Raw genomic sequence first — 12,740 nt, forward strand, 5'->3', positions numbered from 1 at the left:
CGCCATTTTTTTAAGGATTGAAGCGATCCGGCCATCTCCAGCGCGAAACAAAATACGGTTTCGCCTCCTCAAAGGCGACTGCGAGCCGTTCAATCCGTTTTTCCGCGGCGCTGGCATCGAGGCTCTTTACCTCTGCAGCGTACGAAGCCACCCATCCCAGATACAGCGGAGTGAGCGCTCCCAGGAGGTGGGTACGGCTAAGCGTCCGGAGTCGGTGCGCCAATGCAAAATCATAGACAATCCTCGCCCATAAAGGATCTGGAAGATGGAATTGTTCGGGGCTGAGCCGGGCCATCCTCTTCAATTCGAGCAGCGCCACCGGAGGCAACACCAGGCTCCAGACCTCTTGAAGGTTGCGCGACCCCAGCAGGAAGGACTCTATCAGCGGTTTCACGTCCACTGCGCCTTCGCTCCCCGTAAAAGCAAACGGCGCCCCGACGACAGGTATTGGCTGTGAGCCCCGCAAGCGCTGCCAGATTGCAGCATTCTTCTCCGCTCCCTCGAACAACGAACCGGCCAACTGGCTAATGACCGTAGTAAGATTTACCGCGTCGCCCTGGGTGACGTGCACTGCGTCGACGTGTGCCTGGACCGTATCGCAGTCGATCATCGTACCCTCGATTCCTGGCCACATGATTGACTCGGCCGCAGCAGCGCGGTTGTTACTAGCCACGTCGGCAGCCATGCGGCTCAACATCTTTCCTGAAATCCCGAAATCGACTGGGAGCGGAAAGCGGATCTGCCTGCCGTATAGCGCCCGTGTGAACGGATAGAGGATGCTGCTATTCAACAGCCCCTCATATTTCCCAATCGGATAAACCGGCATCGTTAGAACGCACTTGTTCTCCAGGAGCGGACGCGCCAGGGCGGAAAGCGAAGCTTGAGTAACTGCAGCTAGATCCGGCGCAAGCAGAATACACGCTTTCGCCTCGGTCTTCTCCGCCAACTCAGCAATTCCGCGATAGGCTGCAACCGCTGGAAGCCAGGGTAGCGCGCCCGTTCCCGAGCCGGATAGAGGATACGCGAGAAAGCGGATGCTGCTTCCTGCTTGCTCTCGGTTCGCCGCGTCGGCTCCGTTAGATCCAGGATAGGCGACAGCCACTCTCAAGCCGGCAACTACCGAAGACAACTCCGACACAAGAGAAGTCAGGCTCTGCCCCAGACGCGAGCGTAACTCCTCATCGCTGACTGGGCCGGCTATCCCAATTAGCACATCGACGCTTCCCACTGGAGGCGTACTTGCCTCCGCACTCGCGATATTCCCCAAAGTTGCCATCGGTCTTTCTCTCTCGACTTACACTGTTTGCCGATTTTTGTTGCCATGACAGAACGTATGCATCTCTGTCAAAGCGTCAAAGACAGGATGCCGTTGAGCGGAATACGTACCCAGGTCGGTCGATTGTTCAACTCATATACCAATTCATAGAGCGCCTTATCGAGGACGTAAGCTTTCAGAAGCGCCTCAAAACTCCTGGCATCATTCGGGACGATTGATGATTCTGACACTGCATCCCGGTATGCCTTCAAATACTCGGCGGTCACGGCCTGTTCCCAGAGATGCGTCCATGGCTCCAGCTTTTCCGCGTCTTGTGGCCGCCGGGTCGTGTAGCGACTTAACGATGCGAAGGCCGCATAGCTGAAGGACCGCAGCATTCCTGCTACATCCTTGAGAGGCGACTGCTTTGCCCGGCGCTCCTCGAGCGATCTGGCGGGCTCGCCTTCAAAATCGAGAATGACAAAGTCTGATTTGGTCCGCAAGACCTGTCCCAGATGATAGTCCCCGTGGATGCGGGTCTGCATGCCGCCAGCTACGCCCGACACCAATTTCCTGAGCCGGTCGAAGAAGGCTCGCCGACGGCTTAAGATAAGGCCTGCTGCCTCCACCGTATCATCGGGTAGTCTAGCCAGGTTGTCCTTCAGCGCGTCGAAAGCACGGGCCGCGTTCGTGAGTAACTGCTCTTGGAGCGCTTGCACATCTGCGGCGGCAATCGGAAGCGGTGCGAACGCCTCGTCTTCCGTATCCGATGCGAGCGCGACATGGAGCTCGCCGGTTCGCCGGCCTAGTGTCGCCGCAGCATCCAGAGAAAATCCAATGTCGTCACGTACCCGTTTGGAGATCACGAAGTGCGACAGCGACTGAAAATCTTTGGGGAAAGTTTCCGCTTCTGCGTTTGGAAAGGGCTCAGTCAGCCGGCTTTCGTAGTAGCGGTCAAGCTCTTCGAGGGTCCACTGCCAGCCGTCCCCTTCATTGGCGACTAGGCCTTGTAGCATCGCGAGCGTATAAAGATCCGATCCCGATCGATATTCAATCGAACCTCCGAAAGGAGCAATATTGCGAAAACCGGTTCTTTCCGTAAGAAAGCGGCCTATCTCAGTGTCAGGGTTTAATCCCGATTGCTGCCGCCGGAATAACTTCATGATCAACTTCTCACCGAACAAGATGGACGAGTTACTTTGCTCGGCTGAGCTTCGGCGCGGGCGCAGATCCGAACCTTCTCCTCGCAGGGAGCCTAGAACGCTGCTCGGCAATCCCTCCGCTGTTCCCTGCTCCCATTGGATCTTGCCTCCACCCGAAATCAAGGCCAGGAAGGCGGATAGATTATCGTCGTTGTACAAGCCATCGTATAAGACACCGGCGGCGCCGGCGAGCGTTAATGGCGACACCACCGCACTGGGAAACTTCTCCTGTAGCTCGGTAGCGTTGCCGCCGGAAGCCATGCCTAGAGGCATCAAGTAAGTATCAGGCTCGCCGCTCTCATAGCTGACTGCCAGCAAAATCAAGGCTGAATTGTTCTCGTTGAACCTTGCAGTGTCGACGATCGATGTCGACACAATCCGCCGCGACTTTCCACCAAACCAGCGTTGCTTGGGAAGGAATTCCGGCAGCAGGTGCTTTTCTAGGAATGCGCGGCCGGAGCCAGTGAGGATTTGATGCCAATCTTGCGGACCAGCCACCACCAACTCCTCTTCGGCTGGGCTCTGATGCTCAGGGGACGCAGCTTGCCGAGTGCCTTGCAGTTCTAGCCAGAGAAATCCATACGGCGCCAAAGTGAGCGGATAATGCTGCTTACCGATCGCCGGGAATTCGACATAGCCCAGCATCTCGACCGGGATCATTCCTTCCAGCTCCGACAGATCTAACTGCACTGGCTGTGCGAATCGAGATAGATTCGCGACACACAGGACGATTTCGCCATCTAACTCCCGGAGATAAGCAAGGATCTTCCGGTTTTCGGGCTCTAAGAACTTGAGCGTGCCCCGCCCAAATACCCGGAACAGCTTGCGGAGGGCAATCATATTGCGCATCCAGTTCAGCAAGGAGGACTGGTCGCTCTGTTGCGCTTCCACATTGACTGCTTCGTAGCCCCACACCGGGTCCATCACCACCGGGCTATACAGCCGCGCTGGGTTGGCGCGCGAGAATCCTGCATTGCGATCGCCGCTCCACTGCATTGGGGTACGCACCCCGTTGCGATCGCCAAGATAAATGTTGTCGCCCATCCCGATCTCGTCGCCGTAGTACAGGATTGGCGTTCCTGGAAATGAGAAAAGCAGGCTGTTGAGTAACTCGATGCGCCTACGATTGTTATCGACCAGGGGCGCAAGACGGCGGCGGATGCCTATATTAATCCGCATCCGCGGATCGGCGCTATATGCCAGGTACATATAGTCTCGCTCTTCATCCGTCACCATCTCGAGCGTCAACTCATCGTGATTCCGCAGAAACAATCCCCATTGGCAGTTGTCCGGAATCTCCGGCGTCTGCGCCAGAATATCGGTGATCGGAAGACGATCTTCCTGCCGCAATGCCATATAGATTCGCGGCATCAGTGGGAAGTGGAATGCCATGTGGCACTCGTCCCCATCACCGAAGTAGGCCCGAACATCGGTCGGCCACTGGTTTGCTTCCGCCAGGATCATGCGGCCCGAATACGATTCATCGATCGCAGCGCGCACTCGTTTCATCACCGCGTGGGTCTCCGGCAGATTCTCGCAACTGGTGCCTTCACGCTCAACCAGGTAAGGGATGGCATCCACCCGCAGGCCATCGACCCCCATATCCAGCCAGAACCGCATGATGTTCAAGACCTCATGCGTGACTTGGGGATTGTCATAGTTCAGATCTGGTTGGTGGGAAAAGAAACGGTGCCAGAAATACTGCTTGGCAACTGGATCCCAGGTCCAGTTCGATTTTTCAGTGTCGGTGAAGATGATACGGGCGTCTTCGTACTTCTTGTCGGTGTCGCTCCAGACGTAGAACTCCCGCTCTGGCGATCCAGGAGGGGCCAGTCGCGCCCGCTGAAACCATGGGTGCTGGTCGGAGGTATGATTGACGACCAACTCGATCATGACTTGCATGTCACGTTCGTGAGCTGCGTCCAGGAATGCCTTGAAATCCTCGACCGTCCCATAGTTGGGGTGAACGGTCATATAGTCCGAGATATCGTAGCCGTCGTCGCGAAGCGGCGAAGGAAAGAACGGCAGCAGCCATAAGCAAGTTACCCCAAGATCCTGCAGGTAATCCAGCTTCTGCATGAGTCCAGGAAAATCGCCGATCCCATCATTGTTGCCGTCCATGAATGCCCGGACGTGCAATTCGTAGATAATCGCATCCTTGTACCAGAGAGGATCCTGCATGCTACCGGCTTGCTTCAAATCGTGCTCCTACCATGGTTCTGAACGGCCAGATGTGCGGCCGCTCCGTTATTCGCTTCGCCAGTCTTCCAACTCCCGGATGCATATCCCGCATGCATATCTCTGATGCATGCGCTTTCAGATAAGCTCATCTGAAATCCTAAAGATGTGCGCGGGTAGCTCGGCGGGACGAAGCTCAACATAATTCCGTTGCCCCGACCAGGAATAGCGTCGATCAGTCAGCAGATCGTGCACCACAAAAGACTGATCGTCCTTCAGCCCAAGGGCTGCCAAATCGAGGGTCACAAAACCCGACTGAACCCTGGTCGGGTCGAGATTCACAACTACGAGGATGCGGTTCAAGCCATCCTTCGTAGATTTGCTGTAGGAGAGCAGGTATGGATTATCCGTCGGATGAAATCCGAGCCCGTCGTTGGCCTGCAGCGCCTTGTTTTCGCGGCGGATTGCATTCACCTGCGCGATATAGTTCTTGAGGCTGACAGGCGAGTCCAGATCCCAATGCTTGATCTCGTACTTCTCAGAATTGAGATATTCTTCGCTGCCGGGCTTGAACGGCACGCTCTCCATCAACTCGAAAGCCGCCCCATAGATGCCGTAGTTCGACGTCATCGTCGCCGCCATCACCAGCCTTGCCAGAAATGCGGGCTCGCCGCCACTCTGCAGACTGACTGGCAGAATGTCCGGAGTATTCGGCCAGAAGTTCGGCCAAAAATATTCCTTCAGCGGATATTCGTTCAACTCCTCTAAATACTCGGTCAATTCCTGCTTTGTATTTCGCCAGGTGAAGTAGGTATACGCCTGCGTGAATCCAACCTTGGCCAGCCGTTGAGACACTCGAGGCCGCGTGAAAGCTTCTGACAAAAACAGCGCGTCAGGGTACTCGCGTTTGATTTCGGGGATCGCCCATCCCCAGAATGGAAATGCTTTTGTATGCGGATTGTCCACCCGGAAGATGCGTACCCCTTGCTCTGCCCAATACAGAAAAACATCCCGGAGAGCGTCCCAAAGTCCCGTCCAGTCGCGGCTCTCGAAATCAAGAGGATAGATGTCTTGATACTTTTTGGGAGGATTCTCGGCGTACTGAATGGTTCCATCCGCACGATGCTTGAACCAAGTCGGATGCTCGGTAACCCAAGGGTGATCGGGGGATGCCTGAAAAGCGATGTCTAGGGCGATCTCAAGACCGAATTCCTTTGCTTTCGCCAGCAGGTGCTTGAAATCGGCGAGCGTTCCCAGATCCGACAAGATCGCGGTGTGGCCACCTTCCTTCGCCCCGATTGCCCAGGGACTTCCAACGTCGCCCGGCTCTGCCGTTGTGGTATTGTTCTTCCCCTTGCGAAAGGCCCTTCCAATTGGATGAATGGGCGGAAAATATAGAACATCGAATCCCAGTTCCGCAACATACGGCAAACGTGCTTCGCAGTCGGCGAAGGTTCCGTGAACGGTCGCCGAAGGTCCCTGCGAACGCGGGAATAGTTCATACCAGCTGGAAAACCGTGCCTTTTCCCGCTCCACAACAATTGCCAGCTCACGGTCGTAATTCGTCTCGAAAGCCTTGTCAGGGTACTTCCGGACCAGCGCCAGAACCTCGTCGGAGATCGCCAGAACCCTGCTCGATTCCTCCGTGCTCTGGGTTCTCAGGACATCGGCCCATGCCGTCAATCTCGCCGCCTCCACCCCGGTAGCCAGCCCGGCAAAATGATCGAGAATCAACGCACCATGCAGGAGCTCAATCGCGACGTCTTGACCGGCCGCAATGCGTTTCGTCAAATCGCTTCGCCAGGTACCGAAGCGGTCAATGGCACCGGCCACGGTATAGACGTAGCGTCCAATCTCCGAAACCGGGAATTCGCCGCGCCAGCGGTCGTTCCCGAGAGCGGTCATATAGACGGACTGCCACTCGGTGGCATCTTCCCTTTTGAAGAGTAGGCGGGCGGCCACCAGGTCGTGTCCATCGGCGAATACATCCGCTTCGATGGTCACAACATCCTCCAAAACCCTCTTGATCGGAAAACGGCCTGAATCGACCTCCGGCGTCACTCCTTCAATGACCACTCGCTTGTATCCGTAGATCGATTTCGCCATCCCCAAACTTACCCTCTCCCCCTCGGTTGCAACTTCATCAATGTTGAAAATTGAAAAATACAGTATTGAGCGCTTCTGACCAAGTGGGATGCGACCAGATGCCGTCGCGTAAAGCCGTGAACGGCAGCTTCCCCATCATAGCGATCTGGATCATCGAAGCCATCTCTCCACCCTCGACTGCCAGGATCGCGGCGCCCAGGATCTGATCTGTCTCAGCATCGACGATGATCTTCAAGAATCCCCGGGACTCATCAGTCTCAAGCGCACGCGCGACAGAACTAGCAGGCATCTTGGCAATCCGTACTTTCAAACCCTGGGACCGCGCTTCGGCTTCCGTCAAGCCGATGCGTCCCAACTCCGGGTCGATGAACAAGGTCGAAGGAACCATGCGTCCAGCTATGCTTATCCGCTTCCCCTCGAGGACGTTCGCTGCTGCCACCCGGTAGTCGTCATATGAAATGTGGGTAAATGCTGGACCGCCCTTCACGTCGCCCAGCGCATAGACCCCTGACACGTTTGTCTCTAAAAATTCATCAACGCGGATATACCCGCGTTCATCCAACTCGATTCCCGCCGCCGCGGGGTTCAACTTGTCGGTATTCGGCACGCGGCCCACCGCTAATAATAGATGCGAACCGTTGATTGTGCGTTCCCCCTCGGAACCGCTGACGGCAACCGCGATACCGCCGTCATCTTTCCAGACCGAGTAGGCCTTGGTATTGAGCAGAACCCCCACTCCGTCCTGGACAAGAATCTTGCGAACCTCCTCCGCAACATCGTCATCCTCGCGGCCCAACAACTTCGTCCCGGATTGAACGATGGTGACCCGGCTCCCCAGTCTCCGAAAAAGCTGCCCGAATTCCAACCCGATATAGCCGCCACCGAGCACCACCAAGTGCTCGGGAACCTCTCCAAGCTCCATCACGGATGCGTTGTCGAGATACGGCACGTCTGCGATTCCTTCGAGCTCAGGAACGCTCGATCGAAGTCCGGTGTTAATAAAAATCAGTTCCGCAGCGATCAGCCGCTCCGCGCCATCTTTGGCCTGTACTCGGACCAGCTTCGGGCCGGCGAAGGAGGCTTCTCCCATAATCAGCGCGTCGCAATCCGTTGCTTTTATCGCTCTTTCGCTCCCTTCGCGAAAGCTTTTAACAACGGCGCGTTTTCGCTCTCTGATCTTCTCCATATTGATCGTGATTGGACCGGTCGCCACCCCATAGTCGGCGCCGCGCCGCGCCAGATAAGCCACTCGGCCGCTTGCTACCATGGTCTTCGTCGGGGTGCAGCCTTCATTCACGCATGTGCCGCCAACATGCTTGCTTTCGATGACTGCAGTCCGCTTACCGGCCTTCGCCAATGCCTTGGCCAGAGGATTACCAGCCTGGCCACTTCCAATCACAATCGCATCAAATTGTTCGATTTCAGGCATGGCTCTCGAACTCCCTCGACAAGATCTTCTCCTGCTTCATCGAAGCCCGCTGCAACTCTACCAGATGCAGAGCAGGTTCTTTGATGACAGCCGCACAAGAACCAGCTCTTATGCTCAACAAAAGCCTACACAATGATCGCCATACTCTCTCGAGTATCAGGGCATTTGCTCTAAAAGCGCGAAACGATCAGCAATCCGCCGCCAATGGCGACCACATCCTCAACCAAAGCGACGACAATGTCCGGGAGTCCGCTCGCGGTTGTAAGCCGATAGCGAAGATGGTAGCCGGCATAGGCTCCAGCTACGGCGCCAATGCCGCCGAGGATCGCACCCAGAAGCCACGCCGCGCCACTGGAAACGCAAAATGCGACTCCACAAACGGCACCGAATAGAAACCTCACCACCAGCGGGCCTGGCGTTATCCTGCTGGGAATGAACGGGAGTTTGTCCGCAACCAATTCGCCGAGAGCCAGCAGGGTAAAGACCGCCAGCGAGATGTTGTTGTGAAGGAAGCCCAGCTTTGAGCCATCCAGTTGTAGCCACCCGAAATGAGCGCCCCAGCAAACCAGTGCGGGACCAGTCATCGAGCGCAAGCCGCAGACGCAGCCGATCAAAAACGCCAAGGCCAAAACCACTGTCAGAGTCATCGTTAGCTAAGATGTCGTTCGATAGCAAAAGATGTCAAATCCCGGTGGCCACTTAGGAGGAAGTCCGAACTTCAGGCGCAGCAGTGCAAATCGAGAGAATCCAACCCGCCATTCAGCACACCCCGTTCGGCAATCTACTCAAATCGCCAGGATGCGCCTTCCCTAGATCGGTCTTGAATCGCGACCAATCCTTGACATATTGCGACCAATCTTTGACATGTGGGACATCATTTTCCGCTCTCCCGTTCATGCGCAGGCTTCCCCCTGAAGCGCTTGCCGCATCTATGTCTGCAAGTTTGTCGCACTTCGAATATAACTAAGTAGTAACCCTCGGCCGATTCCTTTCGTCAGGCTATTGCATTGCTTCAGCTAGAAGTCGAATCCAGAGACTTTTATGTCGAAAATGGCGCCGTTACGGGCTCCAAGAGAGACGTATTGCTTCCATCTCTGCTGAAACTTCCTCCCCTAGTTCAACAATTGTTGATCGTCATTTCCCTGGTATGCGCCTTATGCGCTGCTCCTCTTAACTGGGCGCAGTCCCAGGTGGGTTTTGGATCGGCTCGCTCAGTCTTCATCCCACGTACCTTCCTTCTCGAGTCGAATGATCCGCTATCGACTGACCTTGTGGAAGCCGATTTTGACCCCAACGTCGTCGCACTGCCCGATCTCCCGCATCCTGACCACTTCTTGAAGTCAGCGGCGCCCCTGAATCTTTCCCTGAGTTCCTCTTTCAATCAGCTTCCCGCGTACCATCGCCCGAACGCCCTTTTGCCCTCAAAAAGCCTCTTGCCCCGAAAACAACTTGAGCCGCAGAACCAGAGCTCATCCGACCCTACCCAATCAATTGACCCGGCCACCACCGTGGCTCAGGAGAATTCCGACTTTGGCAATATGTCGATCAATGGTGTCGATGTGGGGGAGGCCTGGAACAATATTCAGCAATTCATGCCGCCGGCGTTCAACCTCGAAGCCCATGAGGTTCCCATCGTCGACCCCGCTTCCGATACTTACGCCGCCGCTGGCCCCTACAACTGGCGAGGCTTGTTTGCCCAGTCGCTCTTCTTTAATGTGGTGGAAAATACCTTCCGTTCGGCCAGCGACGACCAGATCCGCAATATGCTTGCGCACAAGCCTTTCTGGCACGACTGGCTCGCTTCCACCAAGCAGTTCAACATGCGTCGTTGGAATGACGGAGATGACTTTCTGGTCAACTACGTCGGCCACCCTATGCAGGGCGCCGTCAGCGGCTTCATCGAAATACAAAATGATCCGGTGGGGCGGCAGCTTGAAATTGGAGCGAACCGCGCGTATTGGAAGAGTCGCTTCCAGGCTCTAGTCTGGGCCACCCTCTACAGTGCTCATTCCGAGATCAGTCCGATCGGCGAAGCCGGCATCGGCAATGAAGGCGGCTGGACGTATCCGATCGTCTGCAAGCAGAAGGGGTGTCAAAGTTGGCACCCTGGGATCCACTACACCAACAACACGGGATGGGTGGATTTCACAATCACACCCACCGTCGGCACGCTGTGGCTGATTGCCGAAGACACCCTGGATCGCTATATCAGTGACCGCATCCAGGTAGGCGACCGCTTCAATCTGATGTACATGTTCCTTCGCGGCGCTCTGAACCCCAGCCGCTCGATGGCAAACGCCATGAGGTTTAAGGCGCCCTGGTATCGTGACTTTCAGCACGATCCCGAAATTGAGGACTCTTACGCGGTCCATTTACAGCCAACCGAGGAAGAAATCGTCGAAGCCGGACCACTGCGCAGGATCTCAATTGCCCCCAACGTGCACACGATGCCATTTGGAAGCCCTGGAGATCCTTGTGTGCTTTGCTTTGGGGAGCCCGGCCTCGGCATCGGCGTAGACATCGCGTTCAGCCGTTGGCTCAGCGCCAGCTTCGCCGCCGACCGCCAAGGAGGTCTTATTCCCAAGCGGTCCGTAGCCACGGCCTCAACGACCAGCTACGGGTTCGGATTGAGGCTAGTTCATGAGGGACGTACCGGCAGTCTGTCCTTCGCCGTGCGCCCCGGCCTGATAACCGATGTTACGGTTCTTCCCCTGGAACTCGATCCCATGCGGAACACTTACTTCCATCCAGTACAGACGGAAAACCGCGCTGCCGTTTCCCTGATGCTGTCGAACGACTATAAGATTTCAAGGGCGCTGGCAGTAAGGTATTCGGTAGAAGATACCATTGTCCGCTATCGCAATGCGGTTCAGGATCCACCCGGCGTTGGCAAACCGCCTTACCTTAGTTGGCTCTCTAAAGACGAATACACCAACAAAAGCAACTGGAGCTGCCAGGCAGGGCCGGTTTTTCATTTTTAGCCGGCTGAAGCTTCGTAGGCGGCTCGAGATCGCTCGCCTGGAAAGCTAACAAACGCGCACACATTCAATACCGAGGAGACGCGCAACCTTATGTAATTGCTTGAAGCGGTGACCAATGCCAATAGCGCAATGGTGCGCTGGACCTTGTGCGTTCCATTCCTCTAGAAAACGCCGGCTCCCGATTGAAAAACGATACCGGCTGTTCGTGTTGCCGATTTCAAGAATCGGTCCCGCGACGGACTCTCCCTCCGCCACGACCAGCTTGAGCGAGCCTTTTCCGTCTTCAGCAACCGACAGCAGGGTAACAGGCCCATGCCTGACCGACATCTCGATGGACAATCCGCTACCGACTTTGCCGTGATAGACGCCTAGAGGACGCAACTTTGGCTTACCGTCCGCGATGGCAATATGGCTAGGCCCATCATGTCCCATGAGCACAACGTCATCCAAGAAGTCATTGGCGTAGTACTCGGAAAACGAACCGCCCGCCCCGAGACAATCAAGGATCTTCATGGCTTGAACGTTCTTGATCTCGAGCTCGCCCGCAACCGGAATGCCGCGTCCGGTAAGCAGGCTGTTGCCGACGATGATTGAGCTTATAGAGTCTTCGTTTTCGGGAATACCCACACCCTTGTAGTAGTAAGCGAGTGAGCCTAAACGATAATCTTCAACCAGCTTGTCGAGCGCGAGAGAAGTGCGCGCAGCACGTTCAAGCTCGATCAAGGAGCAATCCGGCTGTACTTCGAATGCCCGCTGAATCTCAGCGACTCGACCGGCAATTGCATCGGCGCAAACCGCCCTCCGGCGTGCCGAAAGCTCGTCTACCTCGACAATCTCGATATGTGTGCCGAAGACCCCAGATTGCAAGGTCATGTCCGCATAAATATCGAGCATTCCGCTGTAGTAGTGTCCCATGACCCCCAGGCGATTGTGTTCCATCTGATGGACTACCCTTGAGGCCGCGAGCCAGTCTCGGACTTCCTCCCATGCCTCGTCTCCATCAGCCAACATCCCTGTGACTTGATGAAAAGGAATTTCACAGCGGCGAAAGACATTCGCGATCTCGGGCACCGAACAGGACTGGCAATGGGCAAGCCACTCCCCGGTCATCTGGGTGCGATCTTTCATCTGGTTGAATGCGGCATAATCGATCGCCGCCAGCGGCGAAAGATTCAAGAGGATGACCGGAGCCTTTGAGCGACGCACCACCGGAAGCACGGTGGAGGAGAGTGCGTACGTAGCGACATGAAGGAAGATTAGGTCGACATCATGCTGGCGGAATGCGTGGCCTGCGGCGACCGCCTTCTCCGAGGTGTCGATCATCCCGAGGTTGAGGACCAGAACCCCCGAAGACTCTAGACGGCTCGCAATCTCTCGGTTGTAACCCGCCAGCCGATCGCGAAGTCCCGGGAACTGGTTCCAATAAGTCTCCAGACCGATGCTGAAGAGACCAACTCGATGACTCTGGCTAATTTCGCCTGGAATGAAGTCCATGCTCTGAGCTCATGAGAGATGTCGATCCTTACTAACTTACACGCGGCTAAAGGCAGGAGCAGTTCCTGAGTTCCTGCCTTAGTCGTTCATGTCGC

7 protein-coding genes are annotated in these 12,740 nt (G+C 55.9%); 1 reads left to right on the forward strand and 6 read right to left on the reverse strand.

Features of this window, described 5'->3' with window-relative positions:
* Positions 1-10 precede the first annotated feature (10 nt).
* The 5 genes from ACPOL_RS25860 to ACPOL_RS25880 form a co-directional block, all read right to left on the reverse strand.
* A complete protein-coding gene (locus ACPOL_RS25860) occupies positions 11-1,276 on the reverse strand; it encodes a hypothetical protein (RefSeq protein WP_114209607.1) in 1,266 nt (421 codons plus the stop codon).
* A gap of 68 nt (positions 1,277-1,344) precedes the next feature.
* Positions 1,345-4,656, reverse strand: coding sequence for a maltose alpha-D-glucosyltransferase (gene treS / locus ACPOL_RS25865; RefSeq protein WP_236657041.1), 3,312 nt, complete (start codon positions 4,654-4,656; stop codon positions 1,345-1,347).
* A 117-nt stretch (positions 4,657-4,773) separates the two neighbouring features.
* Positions 4,774-6,741: a maltotransferase domain-containing protein gene (locus tag ACPOL_RS25870; RefSeq protein ID WP_114209608.1), complete on the reverse strand. Its 1,968-nt coding sequence runs from the start codon at positions 6,739-6,741 to the stop codon at positions 4,774-4,776.
* Between the two features lie 37 nt (positions 6,742-6,778).
* Entirely contained in the window at positions 6,779-8,170 is a 1,392-nt protein-coding gene (locus ACPOL_RS25875) for a mercuric reductase (RefSeq protein WP_114209609.1), read from the reverse strand.
* A 170-nt stretch (positions 8,171-8,340) separates the two neighbouring features.
* Positions 8,341-8,817, reverse strand: a complete 477-nt coding sequence (locus ACPOL_RS25880; protein WP_114209610.1) for a DUF4126 family protein — start codon at positions 8,815-8,817, stop codon at positions 8,341-8,343.
* 435 nt (positions 8,818-9,252) lie between these two features.
* Here ACPOL_RS25880 and ACPOL_RS25885 point away from each other — a divergent pair, with 435 nt between their 5' ends.
* Positions 9,253-11,151 (forward strand): hypothetical protein, encoded by a 1,899-nt coding sequence (locus ACPOL_RS25885; protein ID WP_114209611.1) that lies wholly within the window; start codon positions 9,253-9,255, stop codon positions 11,149-11,151.
* 45 nt (positions 11,152-11,196) lie between these two features.
* Here the strand turns inward: ACPOL_RS25885 and ACPOL_RS25890 are convergent, their stop codons facing one another.
* Entirely contained in the window at positions 11,197-12,645 is a 1,449-nt protein-coding gene (locus ACPOL_RS25890) for an arabinose isomerase (RefSeq protein ID WP_114209612.1), read from the reverse strand.
* Positions 12,646-12,740 lie beyond the last annotated feature (95 nt).

Source organism: Acidisarcina polymorpha (genome assembly GCF_003330725.1).
GTDB lineage: Bacteria > Acidobacteriota > Terriglobia > Terriglobales > Acidobacteriaceae > Acidisarcina > Acidisarcina polymorpha.

What these genes read in the sequence shown, in the direction of transcription:
- ACPOL_RS25860 (WP_114209607.1), bottom strand. Translation starts at nt 1,276, where the DNA reads ATGGCAACTTTGGGGAATATCGCGAGTGCGGAGGCAAGTACGCCTCCA.
- ACPOL_RS25870 (WP_114209608.1), bottom strand. Translation starts at nt 6,741, where the DNA reads ATGGCGAAATCGATCTACGGATACAAGCGAGTGGTCATTGAAGGAGTG.
- ACPOL_RS25875 (WP_114209609.1), bottom strand. Translation starts at nt 8,170, where the DNA reads ATGCCTGAAATCGAACAATTTGATGCGATTGTGATTGGAAGTGGCCAG.
- ACPOL_RS25880 (WP_114209610.1), bottom strand. Translation starts at nt 8,817, where the DNA reads ATGACTCTGACAGTGGTTTTGGCCTTGGCGTTTTTGATCGGCTGCGTC.
- ACPOL_RS25890 (WP_114209612.1), bottom strand. Translation starts at nt 12,645, where the DNA reads ATGGACTTCATTCCAGGCGAAATTAGCCAGAGTCATCGAGTTGGTCTC.